The following is a 26,168-nucleotide window of genomic DNA, read 5'->3' as shown; positions in this document are numbered from 1 at the left end:
GCCGGCCCACGGCATTGGTGCCGTCGACCTTCGCCACCGTGGCTGACGTCGTCGAGTGTCGGTTGCCCGGCGCGGAGTCGAGCGGTGGGGCAAACCGGACGCACCACCAGGGAGGGCCGGCATCACGCCGGCCCTCCCGTGGTGTCAGGACCTCCGATCAACCGCACGACGCCGGCAGGTTGCCGGCGATATCGAGGGTCGATCCGTTGCCGGGCCAGTGACCGACGTGGAGGTGACTGGTGACAACCGCAGACAACCTCACCGATCCGTCATCGGCCGTCCACGCCACTCACTGGCCCCGCGGACACTCGCTGTTTCGGTCTGCGCGCACCTGGCTCGAGCCAGAGGCGGACTCCGCCGACTCCACGAGGCCGTCCGGGCGCTCCGGACCGCTGGTTCCAGGGCCGGGGCGCGAGGCGCACGTCCTCATGGCGGGGAAGTCCCGCACGACGACATCGAACCAAGGCAGGGCCATGGCGCCGTCTCCTGCCCGATCGGAGCGAGTGGATGAGCGTCACCTCCTGGTGAGGCGAGAGCGGTGGTGGGTGGCATCGCTGCTCAACAGCACCAGGTGCGGTCGTTCGCCTGGGCCGGCGCTGGCTCAGGGGTGGAGACGACGGCAGCGGTGACCACGCTGAGGAGGAGGGCGACGGTGGCGACGAGGTAGCGAGTGGGCTGGGACATGGCTGTGGCTCCGGGGTTCGTGGGAATGGACGCCCGGAGTCAAGCAATGACAAGTTCAAAACGTGCTAAATCATGTCAATTTGTGACGCGTGTTAATTAGTGGGTCAGATGAGTCGCTGAAGGCCCTCTCGTCGAAGTCGGCCGGTCGGCGGCGGCGCGACTGGGACGGCGACCGTCGGGGAGTGTGTAGAGACACCTCTTGGCAAATCTCTTGAGCGCGTTGCAGCAGTTCTTGCCGTGCGGCCAGGTCCGAGAGGGCACGATGTGCGGATGGATCGAGAACTGGTGCGTCAACTGGAGGCTCTAGACCCCAAGCTGCTGGGGGAGCGCATCCGCACGGCTCGGGTGGCTGCGGGTATGACCCAACCTGAGCTGGGCGAGGGCTCCGTGTCCGCGGCGCACATCTCCCGCATCGAGCGGGGAGAGCGTCGGCCGGCAACGAAGGTGCTCATCCAGTTCGCTGAGCGCCTGCGGGTTCCCATTCGCGACCTCATCGTGGGCGCCGATGCTGTCGACGGTCGTGCCGTCCTGCTGCGTGTCGACCTTGCTGAGCTCGATCTGGTGGGCGGCAATCCCCAGAAGGCGCTCACCGCGGCGCGGGCCATCGTGGACGAGGCAGCGTCGCTGGGCTCGAGCGAGGTCGTCGAACGCGCACGACTGATCAGCGCCACCGCTCGGGAGGCGCTGGCCGACCCGTCCGCCGAGTCCGACTACCAGGAGCTGCTCGCCGAGGACGTCTCGGCCAGGACGAGGTTGAGAGCCGCCACGGCGCTCAGCAGCCTGCGCCGCGAGTCCGGGGACCTCTCCGGTGCCATCGAGATCGCGCGTCAGACGCTGGACGCCGTGGCCGGCGCCGTCGAGGTCGGGATCGACGAGGCGGTCAAGCTGCAGGTGACCCTGGCCGCGGCCCTGTTCGAGGCCGGGGACGAAGCCGGGGCCCAGGCGATCTGTCGCGATGCGCTCGCTGTCGCGGAGAACCTGGACTCGGCGGCCGCTCGTGCCGCGGCGTACTGGAACATGAGCGTCATCCAGGCAGAGTCGGGCGCCATCGACCTGGCCCTGGACCTGGCGCGCCGGGCACTTCATCTCCTGGAGAGCCAGGACGGCGTGCGCCACCTAGCTCGGATGAGGACCCAGCTGGGCACCATTCTTCTCAGGGCCGACCCGCCGCACATCGACGAGGCGAAGTCGATGCTCGACCTCGCCGGCCGTGAGCTCGAGTGGAGCTCGGCCAACACCGTCGACCACGCCCGCAACACGCTCGTGCTCGCGCGGGCCCACTTCATGGAGGACGACGCCGAGCGAGCCCGCGAGCACGCACAACGCGCTCTGGAGATGGCCGGCGACCTGCCCCTCGTCCAGATGGCCGGGTTGACGTTGCTCGGTCAGGTCGCCGCCAGCAGCGGTGACGTGGACGGTGCGCGCACCCACTACGTGGAGGCGATCCGGGTCCTCACCGGCATCGGCGCCGATCGCGGTGCCGGACAGATGTGGTTCGACCTGGGCAACCTGCTGGACGAGGCCGGCCTGGTCGACCAGGCCCGCGACGCCTACCGACGCGCAGCGTCCTCGACCGGACTCGACGTGCGGACCCAGAGCCTCAGGGTGGCGGTGGTGGAGGGGCGAGCCGGGTCGAATGCCTGACGAGTGTTCGCGGCGTGACCGCAAAGGATGGGAGAGTTCCGCCATTCGCACGAATATTGGAGGTCTGAGCCGCGGTTCGATTCGTGTACGCAATCTGGAGGTTCGGCTCGCGGCTCAATTCGCGGCCAGTTGCGCTGTCGCGGCACTCCTGGTGGTCACAGCCCTGGTGTCGCCGGAGGCAAGTGCTGAGCCGGGACAGACAGATTTCCCAGCACACCGCGTACCTGTTCACGTAGACGGGGTTCCTGGCGTCGACTTGGTCGCCGACTCCATTCCCGGAGCGGCGTCATCAAGGCCGCTGGATATCGTTGATCTTGGCGGTCAAGCCTTGTACTCCGTATTGGCTCCAAGTCGGCTCTACCGTGAACTTTGGCGCTCTGACGGCACCGCCGCCGGAACCTGGGACTTGAACGTGAGAAGTCCGTCTGCCGTGGTGCCAGCGGGTGGTCTCGGCTTCTTTGTCGCTGAAGCCCCGGGGCGGGATCCTGAGCTGTTCGTGACCGATGGCACCGTTCGAGGAACGCTGCCGTTGACAAACACTCCTGCGGTCGACGGGGGAGGGCGCGGCTCCCCGGCCTACCTGGCTGCGGTGGGTGGCCGATTGTTCTTCAGCTACTCGAACGTCGACGGGACCGACCGCGAGCTCTGGACAAGCGACGGGACCGTAGGCGGGACGCGCCGGGTGGCGGACCTGCGGCCGGGCGCGGGCTCCTCAGACCCTCAATCGCTGGTGGCTGTGGGGAACGAAGTGTGGTTCTCCGCGAACGACGGTCTTCACGGAACCGAGTTGTGGCGCTCCGATGGCACCGACGCCGGGACCGTGATGGTTTCTGACATCAACCCGGCCGTCGACAGCGGCGGGTATCCGGCGTCGTCTGGCCCTCGGGAGATCACGGTTGCGGATGACCAGGTCTTTTTCCTGGCGGACGACGGGGTCCACGGCCCTGAGACGTGGGTCTCCGACGGCACCCCCGCGGGTACGCACCTCACCGCCGACGCCACCACGAGCCGGTCTCTCGCGGGGCGCAACCTCAATGCCTTGGGTGGCCGCGCGTTGTTCTGGGTCCCCGTGAGCGGTGGCGATCCTGTTCTCTGGTCCTCTGACGGCACCACGGATGGAACGCAGCCGCTGTCTGCAGTGGTGCCGAGCCGGTCGACCGGGTTCCAAACGGTGATGGGGGGCAATCTCTACTTCTTCGCACGGCAAGACGCTGTCAGTTTCGATCTGTGGCGCTCGGATGGCACGACGGCCGGAACGGAGCTGGTCACGAGCTTGAACCCGCTTCCCAACTCGAGTGTCTTACCTGGTGCACGGCCCGAACAGCTCACCGCGGTGGGGGGCCGGCTCTACTACGTAGGAAGCGACGACGTCCATGGTGGCAGTCTGTGGAGCACCGACGCCGTCTCGGAGACTCCGTTCATCGTCGAGGACGTCGACGTCAGCGACAGGGCCGACGGCCGAGGAAGTCCAGCGCTCTACGAGCAGGTCGACCAGCTCGCGGCCGTCGGCGGCAACTTGTTCTTGGCCGTCGGCGACAGCACCCACGGTCTTGAGCTATGGAGCACGGCTGCGCCGGACGCTGCTCTGCCTCGGACCGTCAACGTGACCCCACCATCAGTCCCGGGGGACCCCGTGCTGGGGTCGCGGCTCACCGCCAGCCCCGGAGAATGGGCACCCGACGCGGCCACCTTCACCTACCAGTGGCTGGTCGACGATCGACCCGCCGGGGGCGAGACCAAGTCGACCTTCACTCCGGGTGAGGGTGTCGTCGGCCACCGCGTCCGCGTACGAGTCACCGCATCGAGTCCAGGTCACAGGACACGAAGCATCACCTCGGCACCGACCGAGCCGGTCGAGGGCGACATCGTGAACCGATCCCGGCCGCGGATCACGGGACATGCGCGTGTCGGCTCGACGCTCACCGCGTTGACCGGCAGCTGGACCCCCGGACACCTCAGCTACAGCTACCGCTGGTACATCCACGGTCAGCCGGTAGCCGGCGCCTACCGGCGTACCTTCAAGCTGCCGCTTCGAGCCAACGGGCGACAGGTGACGGTGCGGGTGACCGCCACCCGACCCGACTGGTCCAGTGCGCGGGCGGTCTCGTCGGCTAGAGCTGTCGGACCTGGCTCGTTCCGGGTGACCCGGCGTCCGACCGTGAGCGGCACACCACGCGTCGGATCGCACCTCCGAGCCTCCCCGGGGACCGTCACCCCGAGCCCCGAACGCACCCGCGTCCGATGGCTACGCAACGGTCACATCGTCTCCATCAGCTATGCCCTGACCTATCAGCTCGTGCGCGCCGACATCGGCGCACGTATGACGGCCCAGATCGTGCGTACCCGTCCGGGCTACAAGACCCTCATCACGCCCACGGCACCGACCACGAAGGTAGTCGACCGCTGAAGTCACACCGCGATCTCGTAGGTGAACATCGGTAAGGCCTCACCCGCCCAGCACGACTCGAGCTCGTCGCAGCCCGCGATACTCGGGAACAGACACCGGTCTACCTAGCTCTGCCCGTCCTCGCTCGTCAGCTCGAGCAGACTCGGAGGGCCTCGGCGCTGGGAGCTGGCCGTCGTCTCCGTGGCGGAACAACGGGCTGATGCTTGACTTCAGCTTCCGTCTGTCCTCCATCCGACGGCTCCAGGCGTGGAGGAGTCCGGCGGGCCTCGGGGGCGAGCGCGAGCTCGTCGATCTCGAACCACAGAGGGGATCCGGTCGCCGCGACTGCCTGGGGATGACGAAACCGCAGGTCAACAGCGACCTGCGGTTCGGGTGGTGGAGCTGAGGGGATTCGAACCCCTGACCTTCTCATTGCGAACGAGACGCGCTACCAACTGCGCCACAGCCCCAGTGCGTCGTACGACGCGAAGCGACACGTTAGCACCCGCGCCGCCGAGGGCTGAACTCGGCGAAGGGGCCGACCCGGCGACGGCCCGACGGCCAACTAAGGCTAGCCTTACCTGGTGGCTGACAGGGGAGCAGGCGGTGTCGTCCAACTGGCCTTCCGTCGCTCGCGCGGCGGGTTCGCGGCGTACGCCGGGCTGCTCTGCCTCCACCAGGTCTGCGAGGCCGCGACGCCCGTGATCGTCGGGCTCGCGATCGACCACGCGATCGCGCCCGGGTCGGTCCCGAAGGTCCTGGTCTGGGTCGCCGTGCTCGCCGGGGTGTACGTCGTCCTGTCGGCCGCCGGCAACGGCGCGGGTCCGGTCGGCGCGCGGGTCGCCACCCGGGCCGAGCACGACCTGCGCCAGCGCATCGTCGCGCGCCTGCTCGACCCGCGCGGCACCACGAGGGCGCAACCCACCGGTGCCGCGCTGAGCCTGGCCGGCTCCGATGCCGAGCGCGTCGGCGAGACCGTCGTGGTCGCCGGCGTCGGCCTGAGCGGCCTGGTCGCCCTGCTCGTCGCCTCGGCGGCGTTGATGCTGACCTCGGTCACGCTCGGGCTGGTGGCCCTGGGCTGCGTGGCCGTCGCGGTCTTCGTCGTCCCCCTCCTGGCCCGCCCGCTGCAGGAGCGCAGCGCCGCCCAGCAGCAGGCCGCCGCCGACAGCTCGGGCCTCGCGGTCGACCTCGTCGAGGGCCTGCGCGTGCTGCACGGGCTGGGGGCGCAGCGTCACGCGGTCGACCGGTTCCGGACCTCCAGCCAGGTGGCGCGCCGCGCCCGGGTGCGCGCCGGCACGACCGAGGCCGCGCTCGAGGGCGTGACGCTGGTGATCGCCGGGTTCCTCCTGGTCGCGGTCGCCGGCGTCGGCGCGCGGCTGACCCTCGACGGGACGATCAGCCCCGGCGAGCTCGTCTCGGGGGTGGGGTTGGCGCAGTTCCTGGTCGGACCCGTCGCCCGACTCTCGTGGGCCGGGGCCGGCATCGCCACCGTGCGTGCCTCGGCGCAGCGGATCGCCGACGTCCTCGAGGCGCCGTACGCCGTCACCGACGCCCCCGCCCCGTCCGACCGGCCTCTCGGCGAGGGCCTGCAGGTGGCCGGACTGCGTACCGAGCACCTCCACGGACTCGACCTGGTGGTCGCCCCCGGGGAGCTCGTCGGCGTGGTGTGCGACGACCTCGTCGCGCGCCGGGAGCTGCTCGACACGCTGGCCCGACGCCGCGACCCCGAGGCCGGCGCCGTCCTGGTCGGCGGCGTCGCCTCCACCGAGGTCGCGCTCGACGACCTGCACCGCGCGGTCGTCGTGGTGCCGCACGAGGCGATGCTGTTCACCGAGCCGCTGGTCGACGTCGTCGGCCCGACCCCCGACCGTGCCCTGGCCGCGGCCCGCGCCGCCGACGTCGCGGCCGCGCTCGCCGACGCCGGCTCGCGCCACCACGGCACCTCGCTCTCCGGCGGCCAGCGCCAGCGCCTCTCGCTGGCCCGGGCGCTGGCCGCCGACCCGCCGGTGCTCGTGCTCGACGACCCCACCACCGCGCTCGACGCCGTCACCGAGGCCGCTGTCGCCCGCGGCCTGCACGCGCTGCGCGCCGGGCGTCGTACGACGCTCGTGGTCACCTCCAGCCCGGCCCTGCTCGCCGTCGCCGACCGGGTGGTGCTCCTCGAGGGCGGCCGCGCCGCGGTCACCGGCACGCACGCCGAGCTGGTCCTCGACGAGCGCTACGTCGCGGCGGTGCTGTCGTGACGACGACCGCGGATCTCCGCCTCCCCATCGCGACCGCCGCGCAGGCCCGACGCCAGCTGGCCGCCGCCGTACGCCCCGACCGGCGCGGGGCGATCGTCGCCGTGCTGCTCCTGGTCGCCACGACCGTGGCCGGTCTGGTCATCCCGCCCGCCCTGGGCCGGCTGGTCGACCTCGGCCAGGCCGGTGGCCCGAGCGGCGACCTGACCGCACCGCTGGTGGTGCTGGGCCTCGCCGTCGTCGGGCAGGGCCTGTTCGCCGCCCTCGGACGGGCGCGGCTGACCAGCGTCGGCGAGGGGGCTCTCGCCCGCCTGCGCGAGACCGTCGTCGAGCGGGCGCTCGGCCTGCCCCAGGAGCGTCTCGAGCAGGGCGGCACCGGTGACCTCGTCTCCCGCGTCGGAGACGACGTCGACCGGGTCAGCGACGCGCTGCGCCAGGGCTTCCCGGAGTTCCTGTTCTCGGCGCTGACCGTGGCGCTCACCGTCGTGGGCCTCGGCGTGCTCGACTGGCGCTTCGCCCTTGCCGGGCTGGCCGCGGTGCCGTTCCAGGTGCTGGCCGGCCGGCTCTACGTCAGGGTCAGCCCGCCCCTCTACGCCGCCGCCCGTGCCGCCGAGGGCGAGCGCTCCCAGCAGCTGGTCGAGACCCTCGGCGGGCTGCCCACGGTCCAGGCCCTGCTCCTGGGCCCTCGCCACCTCGACCGCGTCGCCGCGCGCTCGGAGTCGGCACGCCGCGCCCACCTGGACGCCGTCGACAAGAGCGCCTGGTTCTTCTGCCGCATCCACCTCGGCGAGCTCACCGGCACCGCCGCGGTGCTGGTGATGGGGGCGGTCCTCGTCGGCAACGGCTCGGCCACCCTCGGCGAGGCGACCGCGGCCGCGCTCTACTTCCTCCGCCTCTTCGACCCCATCAGCGCCCTGCTCACCCTGCTCGACGAGGTGCAGAGCGCGACCGCCTCGCTGGCCCGGCTCGCCGGGATCGCGATGCTCGAGCAGCCCGAGCCCGAGGGTGCACCCGCCCCGGCCGCACCGGTCCTGCGGCTTCGCGGCGTCCGCTTCTCGTACGCCGACGGCGCCGAGGTGCTGCACGGCGTCGACCTCGACGTGGCCGCGGGCGAGCACGTGGCCGTCGTGGGGTCCAGCGGCGCCGGCAAGACCACGCTGGCCGCGCTCGTCGCCGGCATCCACACCCCGAGCGGCGGGACCATCGAGGTCGGCGGGTCCTCGGTCACCGCGCTGGGCCGCGACGAGCTCGCCCGTCACGTCACCCTGGTCAGCCAGGAGGTGCACGTCTTCGCCGGCACGGTCGCCGACGACCTGCGCCTGGCCCGCCCCGAGGCCACCGACGACGACCTGGTCGCCGCGCTGGCCGTCGTCGGCGCCGACGGCTGGGTCCGTGCCCTGCCCGACGGTCTCGCGACCCGCGTCGGCAGCGGGGGAGCGGGCCTCACCGCGGTCCAGGCCCAGCAGCTCGCGCTGGCCCGGCTCGTGCTGCGCGGCGCCGAGGTCGCGGTGCTCGACGAGGCCACCGCCGAGGCCGGCAGTGCGGGGGCCCGGGTGCTCGAGACCGGCATGCGCCGCGCGCTCGAGGGCCGGACCGCGCTGCTGGTGGCCCACCGCCTCACCACCGCCGCCGAGGCCGACCGCGTCGTCGTGCTCGAGCACGGCCGCGTCGTCGAGGTCGGTCCGCCCGCCGAGCTGGCCGCCGGCGACGGCCCCTACGCCACGCTGTGGGCGGCCTGGTCCGCCTCCCGCACGTAATCTCGCAACGCACCCCACGAAAGAAGGAACCCATGCCGTACGGCGAGGTCGTCTCCACCGAGACGCTCAGTCCTCAGCTCATCCGCGTCGTCCTCGGCGGTCCCGGTCTCGACGGGCTCCCCGCGCCCGACGGCACCGACTCCTACGTCAACGCCTTCTTCGTGCCCGACGCGGCGCCGTACTCCGTCCCGTTCGAGGACGACGCCGTGCGTGACCTGCCGCGCGAGCAGCGCCCCTACCCGCGCCGCTACACCGTGCGCTCCTGGGACGCCGAGCAGCAGCTGCTGACGATCGACTTCGTCGTCCACGGCGACGTCGGCCGCGCCGGGCGCTGGGCCCAGCACGCCGAGCCGGGCGACCGGCTCCAGTTCCGTGGCCCGGCCGGGGGCTGGCGGCCGGCGCCCGACGCCGACTCCTACCTCCTCGTCGGCGACGAGAGCGCGTTGCCCGCGATCGGTGCCTCGCTCGAGGTCGTCCCGGCCGGTCGGCCGGCCGTGGCGGTCGTCGAGGTGCAGGACGCCTCCGGCGAGATCCCGCTGACCTCGCCCGGCGACCTGCGCGTCGTCTGGGTCCACCGCGCCGGCGCCACCGCCCCGCTCGAGGAGCTGCTGCGCGACGCCGTCGCCGGGCTCGACGCCCTGCCCGACGCCCTGCCCGGCACCGTGAGCGCGTTCGTGCACGGCGAGGCCGCCGCCACCCGCGCCGTACGCCGCCTGATCCTCGAGCGCGGCCTCGTCCAGCGCGAGCACCTCTCGTGCTCGCCCTACTGGCGGCGCGGGCACGACGACGAGGAGTGGCGCGCGGTCAAGGGCGCCTGGACCCGCGAGGTCGAGGCCGACGTGCCGTAGGCGGCGGCTCGAGGGCCCACGCGCCGATCCGACCGGGATGCCACGGGCCCCGGAACGGAGAGGTATGCTCTCCGCACGTCGGTGGTGAGAGCCGATGTCCCCGCCACCCGGCCCCCGAAGCCGGTGGCAGCACCATCGCCGGTGACGCTCAGCCCGGCCCCGCGTGCGTCTTCCACCTCGACGCCGCCGGGTCCACGGCCAGGCCCCGGCGTACCCCGCGACACCCACACGCGGTGTCGCAGCTCCGGAGGAGGAGTTCCTTGGCTCGAGGAGGCCAGCGCCAGCACGGCGGCAACCGCAACGGTCAGTCCGGCGGTTCCGGCGGTCAGTCCGCGCGCCAGCGCCGTGGGCGCGAGCTCGACAACGAGGGCATCATCCCGATCCTGGCCCGCGCGGTGCGCGAGGTCGAGGGTGCGGCCCAGCGCGGCAAGATCAAGCCGTCGAGCCGGACCAAGTTCCAGGTCGTGGCCCTGCTGGCCCGCGAGGAGCGCACCCGCGTCAAGACCGACCCCGACATCAGCGAGGGTCAGCGGGCCGACCAGCTCAAGCGCCTCGACGGCATCGGCACGATCCTGGCCAAGACGACCGCCCGCGACACCTCCCTGCTGTCGCTGCTCGCCGAGGACGCCGTGGTGTCCGAGGCGGCCCGCGAGCTCAAGCGCGAGATGCTCGGCTTCGCCGGCGTCGAGCTGGCCCCCGAGGAGGAGGTCGCGGCCGAGCCGGTCGCCTCCACCTTCGACGTCGAGCGCCAGGTCGTCCCTCGGTCGGTGCTGTCCCACCAGCTCGCCAACCCGTTCCTGCGACCCGACTTCTCCGGCGCGACCCGTCCGACCCACGCCCGGCAGCTGGCCGGGTGGGAGCTGATCGAGCCCCTGCTCGAGTCCTTCGAGCGCGCCGCGGGCGGGGCCGTCTCGTGCATGACGCTGCCCGAGGACTCCTCGGTCAAGGCCCCCGCCGGCCTGGAGCTGATGCACCACCAGGCCCAGGTCGTGGCCGCCGCCGCCGCGGGCCACCGCACGTTCCTGCTCGCGGACGAGCCCGGCCTCGGCAAGACCGCGCAGGCCCTGCTGGCCGCGCAGGCCGCCGACGCGTTCCCGCTGCTCGTCGTGGTCCCGAGCGTCGTCAAGACCAACTGGGCGCGCGAGGTCAACCTCTGGACCCCCCACCGCACCGCCACCGTCGTGCACGGCAACGGCCACGACGTCGACGGCTACGCCGACATCGTGATCGTCAACTACGAGATCCTCGACCGGCACGTCGGCTGGATGCGCCACCACGGCTTCCGCGGGATGGTCGTCGACGAGGCCCACTTCATCAAGAACAAGAACTCCCAGCGCTCCCAGCACGTGCTGCAGATCGCCGACTCGATCCGCCTGCGCACGGCTCGGCCGCTGATGACCGCGCTCACCGGCACGCCGCTGATCAACGACATCGACGACTTCCGGGCGATCTGGCAGTTCCTGGGCTGGATCGACGAGAAGAAGCCGCTGCCGCCGCTCATCGACCGCCTCGAGGACACCGGCCTCACCCCGATCGACCCGCCGTTCTACCCCGCCGCCCGCGCCGCGGTCATCGACATGGGCATCGTGCGCCGGCGCAAGGTCGACGTCGCCTCCGACATCCCCGCGCGTCGCGTCGCCGACCTGCCCGTCGAGCTCGAGGGCGAGGTCGGCCGCTCCATCCGCGAGGCCGAGCGCGAGCTCGCGCGCCGCCTGGTCGAGCGCTACGAGATGGCGCTGGCCACCCGTCGTACCGGCGTGACGACCGAGGGCATCGACCACGACCTCGTACGCCGCGTCGCGACCTGGGAGCGCGAGGACACCACGGGCTCGGGCAAGTCCGACGGCGAGAACGTGTTCACCATGATGCGGCGCATCGGTCAGGCCAAGGCCGGCCTCGCGGCCGACTACGCCGCCCAGCTGGCGCGCAACGTCGGCAAGGTCGTCTTCTTCGCCAAGCACGTCGACGTGATGGACCAGGCCGAGGAGCTCTTCGCCAAGCGGGGCATCAAGTCGGCCTCGGTGCGCGGCGACCAGTCGCCCAAGACGCGCCAGGCCAACATCGACGCGTTCGTCAACGACCCCGACGTCGCGATCGCGGTCTGCTCGCTGACCGCGGCGGGCGTGGGCCTCAACCTGCAGGTCGCCTCCAACGTCGTGCTCGCCGAGCTGTCGTGGACCGATGCCGAGCAGACCCAGGCCATCGACCGCGTCCACCGCATCGGCCAGGACCAGCCGGTGACCGCCTGGCGTGTCATCGCCGCCCAGACCGTCGACACCAAGGTCGCCGAGCTCATCGACAGCAAGGCCGGCCTCGCCGCCCGCGCCCTCGACGGCTCCGACGAGGAGGTCGGCTCGTCGGCCGACATCCAGACCGAGGCGCTCGTGGGGCTGCTCACCGACGCGCTCACCGCGCGCGCCGCGCGGGTCTGACGACTCGGGCAGCCGGGGCGTCATACGGTCTGGTGGGTCGAGCCACCGTTCCGTATGACGTCCCTAGCACCCGGGCTCGTCAGAACAGCCCGGCCGACCCCACGAACCGGTCGACGGTGATCCGGATCGCGACGCGCTCCGGGTTGGGGCTCGGCGTGCGGTAGCGCGCGGCGTACCGCTCGCAGGCCCGGGCGACCGACTCGGGGTCGTGCACGACCACCCCGGTGCCCTCGAGCGTCGACCACCGCCCGCCGTCGACCGCGCAGGTCGCGACCTGGCCGCCCGCGTCACCGGCGGCGAGCAGGTTGCGGACCTTGCGCGACCCGCCCCGGGTGATCACCCAGGCGCACTGCCGCTCGTGGTCGAGCGTGACCCCGACCGGGACCACGTGCGGCCGGCCGTCGGGGCGCAGGGTGGTGAGGGTGTGGAGGTGCCGCTCGGTCCAGAACTCGAGCAGCGCCTCGGGGAAGTCGCCCCATCCGGGGGTCCAGGAGGTCACGTGGCGAGGCTATCCCCACGGTGATCGAGCCGGGCGAGCCCTGCGCGCCGCACGACCACGAGAGGCTCTGGTCGGGCGCGGGGGTTTCGACTCGCTCGCACGGCTTCGCGGGCTCAGCCGTGTCGCTCGCTCAACCTCCCTCCGTGGATCTGCCCCCTCGTTCCTCGGGGTCAAATCCATCGGGAGAACCACATGCGGTGGTTCCAGGCCGACTTCGGGATCGTCTCGTAGGACAGGATCGGGTAGAAGTAGGCGAAGTTGAGCACGACCAGCACGAAGAACGACCCGGCCACGATGACGCCCGCCGTACGCCGTCCCGACGGCAGGCGGGAGCGGCCGATGAGCGTGCCGAGGCACAGCGTGATCGCGAGCACCATGAACGGCAGGTAGGCGATCGCGTAGAAGAAGAAGATCGGCCGGTCGTCGTACCTCAGCCAGGGGAGCCAGGTCGACAGGCTGCCGACGACGGCCACGCCGAAGCGCCAGTCACGGGCGCCGATCCAGAGCAGGCCGGCCGCGACGAGCGCGATCGCGCCGCCCCACCACAGCAGGGGCGTGCCGATGAGCAGCACCTGGCGGTAGTAGCAGCCGGAGGAGTCCGCCTCGGTGCAGCCTGGCTGGTCGGGTCGCGCGTTGAGGTCGGTGGCCACGCCGACGGGCCGGTTGATCAGCGGCCAGCCCGACGGCTGCGACTGGTAGGGGTGGCTGCTGCAGTTGAGGTAGTGGGAGTGGAACGTGAAGACGTCCTGGTGGTAGTAGAACAACGACCGCAGCGACTGCACGATCTCGGCGGGGCCGTGGGCGTCGGGCTCGGTGGCCGTGGGCCAGGTGGCAGAGTCGTCGCTCTCGTTGTTGGGGCTCCTGGTGCCGTCGGCGTTCTTGGTGCAGCCGTTGTCCTGGGTGAACCCGGTGTACTGCGTCGACGACAGGGTCTGCTCGTAGTCGTCGGCGTGCACCAGCCACCCGGTCCACGACACGACGTAGACGAAGAACGCGATCAGCACGAGCTGAGCGAACGCGGGTACGCCGTCCACGAGGGCCGAGCGGACGACCGCCCACCGCACCCCGAAGGAGCGGCGCGCCCCGGCGCTCCACAGCCACACCAGCAGCCCGAACGCCGCCAGCGGCGGCCCGGCGGTCCACTTGGTGCCGATCGCGAGGCCGAAGCAGACACCGCCCGCGACCAGCCACGGGCGGAACATCAGTCCTCGCACCGGGCCGAACGACGCCGCGCCGACCTCGTCGATCTTGCGGGCCAGGCGCGCCCGGAACCAGTCGCGGTCGTTGACCACGCACGCGACGCCGCAGAGCAGGAAGAACGCCAGGAAGATGTCGAGCAGCGCCAGGCGCGAGAGCACGAAGTGCAGGCCGTCGAACGTCAGCAGCAGCCCGGCGAGGCAGCCCAGCGTCGTCGAGCCCGTCATCCGTCGGGCCAGGCGGCACAGCACGAGCACCATCAGCGCGCCCACGACGGCTGCGGAGATCCGCCAGCCGAAGGGGTCCATGCCGAAGGCCTTCTCGCCCAGGGCGATGACCCACTTGCCGACCTCGGGGTGCACCTCCATCGACGGGCCGTCGCCCCAGATGCCCTGGGTCCGGCCGTCGAGGATGGCGTCGTTGATGTCCTTGCCGCCGACCTGGTCCTGGTAGTTGCGCACGAAGCCCTGGTTGAGAAGGCCCCAGGCGTCCTTGGCGTAGTAGGTCTCGTCGAAGGCGAACCGGTGGGGCGAGCCGAGGTGCCACAGCCGCATCGCGAAGGCCAGCAGGGCGACCCCGATCGCGGCGCCCCACGCCGCGGCCCGGCCCTGGAGCCGCGCGTCGGCCTCGGTCAGCCGGCCGCGGGCCCGCTGCCACGCCGTCGGGACCGGGCGGCCGTCGGCGGTCTCGGAGAGTCCCACCTGCCCGGTGGGCCCGCCGGTCGGCGGGGGCTCCTGCAGCGTGGTCACGAGGCTGGATCCTACGTGCGACATGATCGGTCGATGACCTCCCCGAGCGACTCCTCCTCCGCGGCCGGGGTGCTGGTGCTGGCGGCCACGCCGATCGGCCGGGTGGCCGACGCGCCGCCGCGTCTGGCCGAGGAGCTCGCCGGCGCCGACGTGGTGGCGGCCGAGGACACCCGGCGACTGCGGCGGCTGACCGGCGACCTCGGAGTCACCCTCGGCGGCCGGGTCGTGTCCTACTTCGAGGGCAACGAGCAGCAGCGCACCCCGGTGCTGCTCGAGGCGCTGCTCGCCGGCGAGCGGGTGCTGCTCGTCACCGACGCCGGGATGCCCAGCGTCTCCGACCCCGGCTACCGACTGGTCACGGCCGCAGTGGCCGCGGGGGTCCTGGTCACGGCCGTGCCGGGCCCCTCGGCCGTGCTCACCGCGCTGGCCGTGTCGGGCCTGCCGGTCGACCGGTTCTGCTTCGAGGGCTTCCTGCCGCGCAAGGCGGGGGAGCGCGCGCGTCGGCTCGCGACGCTGGTCGACGAGCAGCGCACGATGGTGTTTTTCGAGGCCCCGCACCGCACCGCGGCCACGTTGGCGGCGATGGCCGAGACGTGGGGTGACGACCGCGCGGCCGCGGTCTGCCGCGAGCTGACCAAGACCCACGAGGAGGTACGCCGCGGGGGGCTGGCCGAGCTCGCCGCCTGGGCCGCCGAGGGGGTCCGGGGCGAGGTCACCCTGGTCGTGGGCGGGGCCGACCCGGCGCCCTCCATCTCGACCGACGAGGGGTCGCTGCGCGCCGCGGTCGCGACGCGGCAGGATCGCGGCATGACGACGAAGGCAGCCATCGCCGAGGTGGCCCTCCTGTCCGGGGTGCCCAAGCGCGACGTCTACGACCTGGTGCACAAGGCATGACCGGCCCCACCGACGGGCCCGCCGACGGGCCGACCGACGGGCCCGCGCGCGCCCGCCTCACGTCGTACGAGCACGACGGGCTGACCTTCGACGTCGCCGACGAGGGGCCGATCGACGGCGACGTCGTCGTGCTGCTCCACGGGTTCCCCGAGCGCGCGTCGTGCTGGCGGCTGGTCGCGCCGCTGCTGCACGCGCAGGGCTACCGCACCATCGCGCCCGACCAGCGCGGCTACTCCCCGGGCGCGCGACCGACGCGTCGGCGCGACTACACCCTGGGTCGCCTGGTGGGCGACGTCGCGGCGCTGATCGGTCTGACCGGCGGGCCGGTGCATCTCGTCGGCCACGACTGGGGCGCGGCCGTCGGCTGGGCCACGGTCGCCGAGCACCCCGACCTGGTCCGCACCTGGACCGCCGTCTCGGTGCCCCACCCGCGGGCGTTCCTGCGGTCGTGGGTGAGCTCGACGCAGGGGCTGAAGTCGTCCTACATGCTGCTGTTCAACGTGCCGCGGCTGCCCGAGCTGCTCCAGCGTCGAGCGCCGCGCCGCTTCGAGGCCTCGCTGCGCCGCGCGGGCATGACCTCCGACGACGTCGCCCGCTTCCGCAGCGAGATCGCCGCCGACGGCGCGCTCCCGGGCGGGCTGGCGTGGTACCGCGCGATGTTCCTGCGCGGCGACGCGCTCGAGCGGCCCCGGATCACCCGTCCCACCACCATGGTGTGGAGCGACGGCGACGTCGCGCTCGGTCGCAAGGGCATCGACCTCACGCCCGACTGGGTCGATGCGCCCTACGAGCTGGTCGTGCTCGAGGGCGTCTCCCACTGGATCCCGACCCAGGCGCCCGGGGCGCTCGCCGAGGCGATCCTCGAGCGGGTGACATCGGCATGAGCGAGCCCATGAGCGAGCCCACCCGCGCCCGCGCCGCGACCGAGGAGACCAGCGGCTCGCGCCGCGACCGCGAGCGCCCGCCGGCCCCCGAGCCGCTCCCGCACCCGGTGGTCGACAACCACTGCCACCTCGACATCGCCGACGGCGAGTGGTTCGGCACCGACGACGCCCTCGCCGCGGCCGCGGCGGTCGGGGTCACCCGCATCGTGCAGATCGGCTGCGACCTGCCGGGCGCGCGCTGGGCGGTCGAGGCGGCAGCGTCGTACGACGCGATCGTGGCCGGGGTCGCGCTGCACCCCAACGAGGCCCCGCTGCTGGCCGCCGCGGGGCGCCTCGACGAGGCGATGGCCGAGATCGAGGACCTCGCGCGGGCCCACGCCAAGGTGCGGGCGGTGGGGGAGACGGGCCTCGACCACTTCCGCACCGGCGACGACGGTCGGGCAGCTCAGGTGGAGTCGTTCCGGCGCCACATCGACCTGGCCAAGCGGCTCGACAAGACGCTGGTCATCCACGACCGCGACGCCCACGACGAGGTGCTGGCCGTGCTCGACGAGGAGGGGGCGCCCGAGCGGTGGGTGATGCACTGCTTCTCCGGCGACGCCGACCTGGCCCGACGCTGTCTCGACCGTGGTGCCCACCTGTCCTTCGCCGGGACCGTGACCTTCAAGAACGCCCAGCCGCAGCGCGACGCCCTCGCGGTGACCCCCCTCGACCGGGTGCTCGTCGAGACCGACGCGCCGTTCCTGACCCCGACGCCCTACCGGGGCCGCCCCAACGCGTCCTACCTCGTGCCCCTCACCGTCCGCGCGATGGCCGAGGTCCGCGGTGACGACCTCGAGACCCTGTGCCGCGCCATCGACGCCAACACCGACGTCGCGTTCGGCGGTCGCTGGTAGCCCGTCGTGAGCTGGGCGTCAGCCCGGGCGATGAGGCTGGTGTGACTCGAGTGACGCGACGGGCGACGAGCCGTGATTCCGACCACGAAATCCGCGGCACGCACCGCCGGGAGTTTGCTTTCTGGTCGCGGTCACGTTGTTCTTGACGGCGTTGGCCGGGATCGGGAAGACCCGTCCGGCGCGCGTCATGGCCTGGTTCCAGACCCTGGAGCACGGCCCGACACCCGCAGACGAGCGGCCCGGAACCCGGGTCGCGACGTGGGGCGCCGGCGCCCGAGGCCCGGGGAGCTCGACGTTCGGAACCAGATGACTGCCACTCCCGGCACCCAGCCCCCCTCCCTCGGCGGCACCCTGCGCCGCTCGCTGCACAGCAAGAAGCTCCTGGCCACCCTCGTCGTCGGCGTCGTGCTGGCCGTGGCCGGTACGACGCTCGGCTACGCAGCCCTCGACAAGTCCGTCACGGTCAGCGTCGACGGACAGGACCGCCAGATCAGTGCCGACGGTGACACCGTGGCCGAGGTCCTCGACGGCGCGGGCATCGAGGTGGGCGAGCACGACCTGGTCAGCCCCTCGCTCGACGAGGAGGTCGAGGACGGCAGCCGCATCAGCGTGCGCTTCGGTCGCCCGGTCGAGCTCACCGTCGACGGCAAGACCGAGGTCCACTGGGTGACGGCCACCGACGTGGCCTCCGCGCTGGGCCAGATCGGCTCCGACTTCGACAACGCCCGCCTCGACACCAGCCGCGGGCTCAGCATCGGCCGCGACGGCGTCACCCTCAAGGTGGTCACGTCCAAGCGGCTCACGTTCCGCCTGGCCGGCAAGAAGCAGGTCGTCCGCTGGCTGCCCGCCACCACCGTCGCCGACGCCCTGCGCCAGGTCGGCGTCACGCTCGACCGTCACGACCGCACCACCCCGGCCCGCGCCGCCAAGGTCGAGGCCGGCGACAAGATCGTCTTCACCGACGTCCGCTACACCACCAAGCGCGTCAGCGGCCAGGCCATCGACTTCACCACGGTCGAGCAGGACGACGACTCCCTCGAGCAGGGCAAGACCGACGTGGTCCGCGAGGGCACGACGGGTCGGCGCGACCTGACCTACCGGATCACCGTGATCAACGGCAAGGTCGTCGCCCGCAAGGTCGTCAAGCAGAAGGTCACCCGCAAGCCCGTCTCCGCGCTGATCAAGGTCGGCACCCAGGAGCCGGAGCCCGAGGTCTCCACGCCCGAGTCGTCGACGAAGAGCAAGCCCTCGGCGCCGGCCAACTTCGCCGGTGGCAGCACCGTCTGGGACCAGCTCGCCAAGTGCGAGTCCGGCGGCAACTGGTCCATCAACACCGGCAACGGCTACTACGGCGGCCTGCAGTTCAACGTCGGCACCTGGCGGGCCTACGGCGGCACCGGCCTCCCGAGCGACAACTCGCGCGAGACCCAGATCGCCGTCGCCACGCGACTGCGTGACGCCTCCGGCGGCTACGGCGCGTGGCCGGGCTGCGCGGCCAAGCTGGGCCTGCCCACCTGAGCACCTCACGTCGTCGTTAGCCTGACGACCATGACGTCGGCCGCTCCAAGACTTCTTGGGGCGGCCGACGTACGTCGTCTGGCCGACTCGCTCGACCTGCGTCCCACCAAGTAGAAGGGCCAGAACTTCGTCATCGACGGCAACACCGTGCGACGCATCGTGCGCGAGTCGGGTATCACCGGCGACGACGTCGTCGTCGAGGTCGGCCCCGGGCTCGGGTCGCTGACGCTGGCCCTGCTCGAGGTCGCCGACCGCGTGGTCGCCCTCGAGATCGACGACAAGCTGGCGGCCCTGCTGCCCGAGACCATCGCCGCGCACGCGCCCGACCAGGTCGCCGCGTTCGAGCTCGTGCACGTCGACGCGCTGCGCGTCACCGAGGTGCCCGGGCCGCCACCCACGGCCCTGGTCGCCAACCTGCCCTACAACGTCTCGGTGCCGGTGCTGCTGCACCTGATGGCCCTGCTCCCGAGCCTGCGGCGCGGCCTGGTGATGGTGCAGGCCGAGGTCGCCGACCGCCTCGCGGCCGGCCCCGGCAGCAAGACCTACGGCGTCCCGTCGGTCAAGGCCGCCTGGTACGCCGACGTGCGCCGCGCCGGGTCGATCGGCCGCAACGTCTTCTGGCCGGCCCCCAACGTCGACTCGGGTCTGGTGGCCTGGGTCCACCGCGACCCGCCGGCGACCACCGCCACGCGCGAGGAGGTGTTCGCCGTCGTCGACGCCGCGTTCGCCCACCGGCGCAAGGCGCTGCGCGGCGCGCTGCGCAACCTCGCCGACGGCGGCCGGGTCGACCACGCCCTCGACGCCGCCGGCATCGACCCGCTCGCGCGCGGCGAGATGCTCACCGTCGAGCAGTTCGCGCGCATCGCCGAGGGGTTGAGGGCCGCGTGATCACCGTCCCGACCGCGGTGACCGTGCGGGCCCCGGCCAAGATCAACCTGCACCTCGGGGTCGGTGCGGTCGGTGCCGACGGCTTCCACCCGCTCACGACCGTCTACCAGGCCGTCGGGCTGTGCGACGACCTCACCGCCCACCCCGCCGACGACCTGAGCGTCGAGCTCGCCACCGCCGACTGGGTCGACGCCGGCGTCATCCCCACCGACGCGAGCAACCTGGCCCACCGGGCCGCCACCCTGCTCGGGCGCCACCACGGCCGCGAGCTCACGGGCCGACTCGTCGTCGAGAAGGCGATCCCCGTCGCCGGCGGGCTCGCCGGCGGCTCGGCCGACGCCGCGGCGGCCCTCGTCGCGCTCGACCGCCTGCACGACCTGCGCACCAGCGACGACGACCTGCTGCGCCTGGCCGCCGACCTGGGCAGCGACGTGCCCTTCGCGCTCATCGGCGGCACCGCGCTCGGCACCGGTCGCGGCGAGCTCGTCGACCCGGTGACCGACGCGGGCACCTGGTGGTGGGTGCTGGTCCCCAGCCTCGAGGGCATGTCGACGCCGGTGGTCTACGCCCACTTCGACCGGTTGTTCCCCGACGCCCCCGCGACGCCGCCCGGCGCCGACGAGCTGCTCGACGCCCTGCGCACCGGCCAGCCGCTCAGCCTGGCCCGCACCCTCCACAACGACCTGCAGGACCCCGCGATCGACCTGCGCCCCGAGCTCGGCCTCCTCATCGAGCGCGGCGAGTCCGAGGGGGCGCTGCGCGGTCTCGTGTCAGGCTCCGGTCCGACCGTCGTGTTCCTGTGCGAGTCCGCCGACCATGCCCGTGACCTCGCCGGCGCGCTCATGCGCACCGGCCATCCCGTCGTCCTCGTCGCCAACGGCGCCGTGGCCGGCTCCCACCTCGTCCCCAGCCACGTCTAGAGGCCCATCTGATGTCCAACCTCCTCAACCTCGAGGGCGTCTCGAAGTCCTACGGCGTCCGTCCGCTGCTCGCCAACGTCTCCCTCGGCATCACCTCGGGCGACCGGATCGGCATCGTCGGCCGCAACGGCGACGGCAAGACCACGCTGCTGGAGGTGATGACCGGCATCGAGGAGGCCGACACCGGCCGCGTCTCGCGCAGTCGCGGCCTGCTCGTCGGCTACCTGCACCAGGGCGACGAGCTCGACGACACCCACACCGTGCGCGAGGCGGTGCTCCGCGGCCTGGAGGACCACGAGTGGGCGGCCGACTCCACCCTGCGCGGCATCGTGACCGAGCTGCTTGCCGGCGTCGAGCTCGACCGCTCGGTCCACGGCCTCTCGGGCGGTGAGCGCCGGCGCTGTGCCCTCGCCGCGCTGCTCCTGGGCGACCACGAGCTGATCGTCCTCGACGAACCGACCAACCACCTCGACGTCGAGGCCGTGGCCTGGCTGGCCGACCACCTGCGGCGGCGTACCTCGGCGCTCGTGGTCGTCACCCACGACCGCTGGTTCCTCGACGAGGTCTGCCAGTGGACCTGGGAGGTCCACGACGGCGCCGTCGACGTCTACGAGGGCGGCTACGCCGCCTTCGTGCTGGCCAAGGCCGAGCGCTCCCGTCAGGCCGACGCCTCCGAGTCGCGACGCCAGAACCTGGCCAAGAAGGAGCTCGCCTGGCTGCGCCGCGGCGCGCCCGCCCGTACGGCGAAGCCCAAGTTCCGCATCGACGCCGCCAACAAGCTCATCGAGGACGTGCCGGCGCCCCGCGACCGGCTCGAGCTGCAGAAGTTCGCGACCCAGCGGCTCGGCAAGGACGTCATCGACGTCGAGGAGGTCGACCTCCAGCGCGGGGAGCGCAAGCTCCTGACCGACGCGACCTGGCGGCTCGGCCCGGGCGACCGGGTCGGCATCGTCGGCGTCAACGGCGCCGGCAAGACGTCGGTGCTGTCGCTGCTGTCGGGCACCCTGGCGCCGACCAAGGGCCGGATGAAGCTCGGCAAGACGGTCGCGATGCAGCACCTCACCCAGGCCCTCGACGACGTCGACCCGATGGGCCGCGTGCTGCCCACGGTCGAGGCCATCCGACGCGTCACGGTGACCAAGGACGGCGAGATCACCGCGACCTCGATGCTCGAGCGGTTCGGCTTCACCGGCGACAAGCTCACCGCCCGCCTCGGCGACCTGTCGGGTGGCGAGCGGCGCCGCTTCCAGCTGCTCAAGCTGCTGCTGACCGAGCCCAACGTGCTGCTGCTCGACGAGCCCACCAACGACCTCGACATCGAGACACTCACCGTCCTCGAGGACTTCCTCGACGGCTGGCCCGGCACCCTGGTCGTGGTCTCCCACGACCGCTACTTCCTCGAGCGCGTGACCGACTCGGTGTGGGCGCTGCTCGGCGACGGCCAGCTCTCGATGCTCCCGCGCGGCGTCGACGAGTACCTCGAGCGCCGGGCGGTCACCGCCACCACCCCTGTCGCGACCGGCGGCCCCGCACCCGCGTCGTCCAGCGGGCCGGCCGCACCCGCCTCCGGCAAGGCCAAGGCCGGCTCGGCCGAGGAGCGCAACGCCCGCAAGGCGGTCGCCCGCCTCGAGAAGCAGCTCAAGAAGCTCCTCACCCGCGAGGCCGAGCTCAACGCCGCCGTCCTCGCCGCCGGCACCGACTACGCCGCCATCGCCGCAATCTCCGCCGACCTCCAGGCCGTCCTGGCCGAGAAGGACGATGTCGAGCTCGAGTGGCTCGAGGCCTCCGAGGTCCTCGGCGGCTGACCTCGGCCGGCGGGATAGTCCCTGACGTAAATCAACGATCGGGCGACCGGATCCTTGATTTACGTCAGGGACTATCCCGGCTCGGTGGCGGAGAAGGGCGCGAGCAGGGTGCGCAGGAGCGTGGCGAGGCGGACCTGGTCGCGGGGCGGGAGACCGGACAGCAGCGCCCGCTCGGCGTCGAGGAGGGCCTCGAACGCCCCGTCGACCGCGGCCTTGCCCTCGGGGGTCAGGCGCACGATGACGCCGCGGCGGTCCGCGGGGTCGGGGTAGCGCTCGACCAGCCCGCGTGCGGCCAGCCGGTCGACGCGGTTGGTCATGGTGCCGCTGGTCACCAGCGTCTCGCGCAGCAGCCGCCCCGGCGACAGCTCGTACGGCGCCCCCGCGCGTCGCAGGGCGGCGAGCACGTCGAACTCCCACGACTCGATGCCGTGGGCGCTGAACGCCCGGCGCCGCGCCAGGTCGAGGTGGCGGGCCAGCCGCGAGATCCGGGAGAACACCGCGACGGGGTCGAGGTCGAGGTCGGTGCGCTCGCGCGCCCACGCGTCGACGAGGTCGTCGACCTCGTCCCTCGGCTCCGTCATGGCGGGAGTCTAGCCAAACGTCGAGAATCTTGATATCAAGATACTTATGGTCAAGACAACGCACACCTGGGACCCTGCCCGCTACCTCACCTACGCCGACGAGCGTGGCCGGCCGTTCGCCGACCTGCTCGCCCGCGTCGCCCCGACCTCGCCCGCCGCGGTCGTCGACCTCGGCTGCGGTCCGGGCAACCTCACCGCGCTCCTGGCCGCGCGCTGGCCGGCTGCGCGGGTGACCGGGGTCGACAGCAGTCCCGAGATGATCGCCACCGCGCACGCAGCGGTTCCCGGCATCGAGTTCGAGGTCGGCGACCTCCGCGCCTGGCGGGGGAGCGCCGACGTCGTGCTCTCCAACGCGACGCTGCAGTGGCTCCCCGACCACCTCGACCTGCTGTCCGGCCTCGTCGAGGCCGTCACGCCCGGTGGCTCGCTGGCCTTCCAGGTCCCGGCCAACTTCGACGAGCCGAGCCACACGATCCGGCGCGACCTGGCCGCCGAGGCGCCGTACGCCGCGCACACGGCCGGGGTGGCCGTGCCCGACAGCCACGAGCCCGGCACCTACCTCGACGCGCTGTCCGCGCTCGACCGGGTCGTCGAGGTCGACGTCTGGGAGACGACCTACCTGCACGTGCTCTCCGGTGCCGACCCGGTCTTCACCTGGGTCAGCGGCACCGGTGCCCGACCCACGCTGCAGGCCCTGCCCGACGACGTGCGCCCGGCGTTCGAGGCGGAGTTCCGTCGTCGGCTCGCGGCGGCGTACCCGGTGCGGGCCGACGGCACCGTCGTGCTGCCGTTCCGGCGGATCTTCGTGGTCGCCCGCACGAGGGGAGCCGACGCATGAGGCTGCACCACGTCCAGGTCGGCTGCCCGCCCGGTGGTGAGGACGCGGCGCGCGCCTTCTACGTCGACGGGCTCGGCCTGACCGAGGTCGCCAAGCCCGAGGCGCTGCGGGCCCGTGGCGGGGCCTGGTTCCGCGCCCGGGACGACGACGGCGCGGTCACGGCCGAGCTGCACGTCGGCGTCGAGGACCCGTTCCGCCCGGCGGTCAGGGCCCATCCGGCGCTGCTGCTCGACGACGTGGCCGGGCTCGACCGCACCGCGGACCGGCTCGCGGCGGCGGGTCACGAGGTCGACCACACCGAGCGGCACACCTTCGACGGCTTCGTGCGGGTCCACGTCCGCGACCCGCACGGCAACCGGGTCGAGCTGCTCGTGCCGGCGTGAGCCACGTTACTGATCGGTAGCATCTGGCCCTAGGGTGGACGCATGAGTCAGGTCCTCTCCCTGTGGCGCACCGCGAGCGGCCTCCCGGTCGTCGGCGACCGCCTCGGCAAGCGCGTCTTCTCCCTCCTGTTCAGCCAGAAAGCGCCGTACTTCGCGACGATCAGGCCGCGCTTCGTCGAGATCCGGCCCGACTATGCCGAGCTCGTGATCCCCAAGCGCCGCGGGGTCCACAACCACCTCGGCACCGTGCACGCCATCGCGCTGTGCAACGGGCTCGAGGCCGCCATGGGGGCGCTGGCCGAGGCCACGATCCCCGCCGACAAGCGCTGGATCCCCCAGGGCATGGAGGTCACCTACCCGGCCAAGGCGACCAGCGACATCACCTGCACCGCCGAGACCGACCCCGGGCAGTGGACCGGCGACGACCCGCACGTGCCGGTCCGGGTCCGAGGCGTGCGCGACGACGGCACCGTCGTCATCGAGGGCGTCATCAGGCTCTGGGTGACTCCCAAGCCGACGAAGAAGTAGGGAACCATCCGCGGTCCGGCGGCATCCTGACTGCGATGGACCGAGACACCGACTTCTCCGAGTACGCCGCCGCCCGCTGGCTGACGCTGGTGCGGGCGGCGGTGTCGCTCGGCTGCTCCCTGCCCGAGGCCGAGGACGTCGCCCAGTCCACGCTCGTCAAGTGCTACCTCGCCTGGGGTCGGGTCAGCCGCGCCACCCACCGCGACGCCTACGTCTCCCAGGTCCTGCTCAACACCTTCCGTGAGTCCGTACGCCGTCGCAGCCGCCGCCCCGAGACGTCCGTGGACGTGCTGCCCGAGGTCGGTGGTCCCGACGAGGCCGCCCGCGTCGACGCCGCCGACGCCCTGTCGCGGGCGCTCTCGGGGCTGTCCGTGGGGCAGCGCGAGGTCGTCGCGCTCACCTACTACGTGCGCCTCACCGAGGCGCAGGTCGCCGAGGTGCTCGGCATCGCGCCGGGCACCGTCAAGAGCCGCCTCTCGCGCGCGCTCGCCACCCTCGCCGCCGACAGCGGCCTCGCCGAGCTCCGACCCGGAGGACCCTCATGACCCGATCAGACGCCCAGGACCACCTCGACCTGCTCGCCCGGGACGTCGCGTCGCCGGTGCCGGCCGGGTTGCTCGACACCGCGCGGTCGGCCCGCCGGCGGCGGGTGCGAGGACGGCTGGCCGCCGGGGGAGCGGTCGCCGCCGTCGCGGTCGTCGCGCTGGCGGTCACGCTGCCGGGTGGGGGCGCCACGACGCGCCGGCACGAGGCGGCGCAGGCCGCGTCCACCTCGGCCGCGTCCACCTCGGCCGCGTCCACCTCGGCGACGCCCACCTCGGCCGGCCCGGTCGCGCCGGCCGGCACGCGCTGGATCTCCCAGGGCGGCTACATGGTCGCCGTACCGGGGGAGTGGGCTCGGACCACGACGAGGTGCATCGGCGCGGTCCAGGACGAGGGGCCGGGGTTCTACTACCTCGAGATCGACGCCAGCTACTGCTACGCCACCGGGGACGAGCCGCCCTCGGTGGGGCTCCTGACCGGCAAGCACGTCCCGTTCGGGGCGTCCCCCCTCGTCTGCGACCCCGGGTGCTCGCGGACGGTGGTCACCGACCAGGTCGTCCTGCGGTTGAAGGAGATCGCCTCCGAGCAGGACGTCTCCGAGATCGTCGACACCCTGCAGCCGCTGCCCGAGGGCTGGGTGGTCGACCCGGCCACCGGCCGAGCCACGCCGTACGACGTCTCGGTGCCGGAGAGCCGTCTCGTCACGGACCGCGACGACGTGGTCGGCGCGTGGACCGTCGTCCGGGTCGACGGAGGCCCGGTCCCACCAGGGGCGGAGCGAGGCCTCGACGTCGCTGCTGCGGGCCGGGCGAGCCTCGACCTGACGTACTCCGACGATGCCAACGGGTATGGCGTCGCGATCCGGGTGAGGACCGACGGGACCCTGGAGAGCGGGCAGATGTACGGCACGGCCGTGATGTGCCCGCCCCCTGGATGCGCGCCGAGCGGGTTCGGCGTCATGGACGCCACCCAGCTCCGCCTCACCCCGGACGACCATCTGGTGCTGGTCGGTGCGGACGGCACCGCGCTCGCGGTCTACGAGCGTGTCTGAGGC

At 72.7% G+C, this 26,168-nt stretch carries 20 protein-coding genes, 1 tRNA gene and 1 pseudogene; 18 read left to right on the top strand and 4 right to left on the bottom strand.

What is annotated here, in order from left to right; translation table 11 throughout:
• Positions 1-954: 954 nt before the first annotated feature.
• Complete coding sequence (locus tag FJQ56_RS05030) at positions 955-2,328, top strand: helix-turn-helix domain-containing protein (RefSeq protein WP_140008062.1); 1,374 nt, start codon at positions 955-957, stop codon at positions 2,326-2,328.
• A 151-nt stretch (positions 2,329-2,479) separates the two neighbouring features.
• Positions 2,480-4,735, top strand: a complete 2,256-nt coding sequence (locus FJQ56_RS05025) for a hypothetical protein (protein WP_170215260.1) — start codon at positions 2,480-2,482, stop codon at positions 4,733-4,735.
• Between the two features lie 373 nt (positions 4,736-5,108).
• Here FJQ56_RS05025 and FJQ56_RS05020 read toward each other — a convergent pair.
• Positions 5,109-5,184: transfer RNA gene (locus FJQ56_RS05020), tRNA-Ala, on the bottom strand.
• 114 nt (positions 5,185-5,298) lie between these two features.
• On the opposite strand from FJQ56_RS05020, the gene FJQ56_RS05015 reads away from it, so the two are divergent.
• The 4 genes from FJQ56_RS05015 (at position 5,299) to FJQ56_RS05000 (ending at position 11,991) form a co-directional block, all read left to right on the top strand.
• Positions 5,299-6,957, top strand: coding sequence for an ABC transporter ATP-binding protein (locus tag FJQ56_RS05015; protein ID WP_140008060.1), 1,659 nt, complete (start codon positions 5,299-5,301; stop codon positions 6,955-6,957).
• A complete protein-coding gene (locus tag FJQ56_RS05010) occupies positions 6,954-8,711 on the top strand; it encodes an ABC transporter ATP-binding protein (protein WP_140008059.1) in 1,758 nt (585 codons plus the stop codon). Before FJQ56_RS05015 ends, FJQ56_RS05010 begins: the two co-directional genes overlap by 4 nt.
• Positions 8,712-8,743: 32 nt before the next feature.
• Entirely contained in the window at positions 8,744-9,559 is an 816-nt protein-coding gene (locus FJQ56_RS05005; RefSeq protein WP_140008058.1) for a siderophore-interacting protein, read from the top strand.
• Between the two features lie 260 nt (positions 9,560-9,819).
• On the top strand, positions 9,820-11,991 hold the full coding sequence (locus tag FJQ56_RS05000) for an SNF2-related protein (protein ID WP_140008057.1): 2,172 nt from the start codon (positions 9,820-9,822) through the stop codon (positions 11,989-11,991).
• 79 nt (positions 11,992-12,070) lie between these two features.
• On the opposite strand, the gene FJQ56_RS04995 is transcribed toward FJQ56_RS05000, so the two are convergent.
• Both FJQ56_RS04995 and FJQ56_RS04990 read right to left on the bottom strand, forming a co-directional pair.
• Entirely contained in the window at positions 12,071-12,490 is a 420-nt protein-coding gene (locus FJQ56_RS04995) for a pyridoxamine 5'-phosphate oxidase family protein (RefSeq protein WP_140008056.1), read from the bottom strand.
• Positions 12,491-12,660: 170 nt separating this feature from the next.
• Positions 12,661-14,436, bottom strand: coding sequence for a dolichyl-phosphate-mannose--protein mannosyltransferase (locus FJQ56_RS04990; protein ID WP_246083993.1), 1,776 nt, complete (start codon positions 14,434-14,436; stop codon positions 12,661-12,663).
• A gap of 33 nt (positions 14,437-14,469) precedes the next feature.
• Between FJQ56_RS04990 and rsmI the strand changes: the two genes are divergently transcribed.
• The 7 genes and pseudogenes from rsmI (at position 14,470) to FJQ56_RS04955 (ending at position 22,241) form a co-directional block, all read left to right on the top strand.
• Positions 14,470-15,330: a 16S rRNA (cytidine(1402)-2'-O)-methyltransferase gene (rsmI, locus tag FJQ56_RS04985; protein ID WP_140008054.1), complete on the top strand. Its 861-nt coding sequence runs from the start codon at positions 14,470-14,472 to the stop codon at positions 15,328-15,330.
• Positions 15,327-16,214, top strand: a complete 888-nt coding sequence (locus tag FJQ56_RS04980; protein WP_140008053.1) for an alpha/beta fold hydrolase — start codon at positions 15,327-15,329, stop codon at positions 16,212-16,214. Before rsmI ends, FJQ56_RS04980 begins: the two co-directional genes overlap by 4 nt.
• A gap of 8 nt (positions 16,215-16,222) precedes the next feature.
• Positions 16,223-17,110, top strand: a complete 888-nt coding sequence (locus tag FJQ56_RS04975) for a TatD family hydrolase (protein WP_140008052.1) — start codon at positions 16,223-16,225, stop codon at positions 17,108-17,110.
• Between the two features lie 306 nt (positions 17,111-17,416).
• Positions 17,417-18,628 (top strand): resuscitation-promoting factor, encoded by a 1,212-nt coding sequence (locus FJQ56_RS04970; protein ID WP_140008051.1) that lies wholly within the window; start codon positions 17,417-17,419, stop codon positions 18,626-18,628.
• 30 nt (positions 18,629-18,658) lie between these two features.
• Positions 18,659-19,516 (top strand): annotated as a pseudogene (gene rsmA / locus FJQ56_RS04965) (16S rRNA (adenine(1518)-N(6)/adenine(1519)-N(6))-dimethyltransferase RsmA).
• Positions 19,513-20,436, top strand: coding sequence for a 4-(cytidine 5'-diphospho)-2-C-methyl-D-erythritol kinase (locus FJQ56_RS04960; protein WP_246083992.1), 924 nt, complete (start codon positions 19,513-19,515; stop codon positions 20,434-20,436). The pseudogene rsmA and the gene FJQ56_RS04960 overlap by 4 nt, the downstream one beginning before the upstream one ends.
• An 11-nt stretch (positions 20,437-20,447) precedes the next feature.
• On the top strand, positions 20,448-22,241 hold the full coding sequence (locus tag FJQ56_RS04955; RefSeq protein ID WP_140008050.1) for an ABC-F family ATP-binding cassette domain-containing protein: 1,794 nt from the start codon (positions 20,448-20,450) through the stop codon (positions 22,239-22,241).
• A gap of 71 nt (positions 22,242-22,312) precedes the next feature.
• Here the strand turns inward: FJQ56_RS04955 and FJQ56_RS04950 are convergent, their stop codons facing one another.
• On the bottom strand, positions 22,313-22,822 hold the full coding sequence (locus tag FJQ56_RS04950; RefSeq protein WP_140008049.1) for a MarR family winged helix-turn-helix transcriptional regulator: 510 nt from the start codon (positions 22,820-22,822) through the stop codon (positions 22,313-22,315).
• 46 nt (positions 22,823-22,868) lie between these two features.
• Here FJQ56_RS04950 and FJQ56_RS04945 point away from each other — a divergent pair, with 46 nt between their 5' ends.
• From FJQ56_RS04945 to FJQ56_RS04925, 5 genes are read left to right on the top strand one after another with little or no spacing between them, the layout of a single operon-like run.
• On the top strand, positions 22,869-23,660 hold the full coding sequence (locus tag FJQ56_RS04945) for a methyltransferase domain-containing protein (RefSeq protein WP_140008048.1): 792 nt from the start codon (positions 22,869-22,871) through the stop codon (positions 23,658-23,660).
• Positions 23,657-24,043, top strand: a complete 387-nt coding sequence (locus FJQ56_RS04940) for a VOC family protein (RefSeq protein WP_140008047.1) — start codon at positions 23,657-23,659, stop codon at positions 24,041-24,043. The genes FJQ56_RS04945 and FJQ56_RS04940 overlap by 4 nt, the downstream gene beginning before the upstream one ends.
• Before the next feature lie 42 nt (positions 24,044-24,085).
• The gene (locus FJQ56_RS04935) at positions 24,086-24,571 is read left to right on the top strand and encodes a hotdog fold domain-containing protein (protein WP_140008046.1); all 486 of its coding nucleotides are present in this window, start codon (positions 24,086-24,088) and stop codon (positions 24,569-24,571) included.
• A 35-nt stretch (positions 24,572-24,606) separates the two neighbouring features.
• Positions 24,607-25,116 (top strand): SigE family RNA polymerase sigma factor, encoded by a 510-nt coding sequence (locus tag FJQ56_RS04930; RefSeq protein ID WP_140008045.1) that lies wholly within the window; start codon positions 24,607-24,609, stop codon positions 25,114-25,116.
• Entirely contained in the window at positions 25,113-26,165 is a 1,053-nt protein-coding gene (locus FJQ56_RS04925) for an META domain-containing protein (RefSeq protein WP_140008044.1), read from the top strand. The genes FJQ56_RS04930 and FJQ56_RS04925 overlap by 4 nt, the downstream gene beginning before the upstream one ends.
• The last annotated feature ends 3 nt before the right edge of the window (positions 26,166-26,168 follow it).

Source organism: Nocardioides plantarum (assembly GCF_006346395.1).
GTDB lineage: Bacteria > Actinomycetota > Actinomycetes > Propionibacteriales > Nocardioidaceae > Nocardioides > Nocardioides plantarum.
The sequence above is the reverse complement of the archived record's forward strand: the minus strand, read 5'-3'. Positions and strand labels throughout refer to the sequence as shown.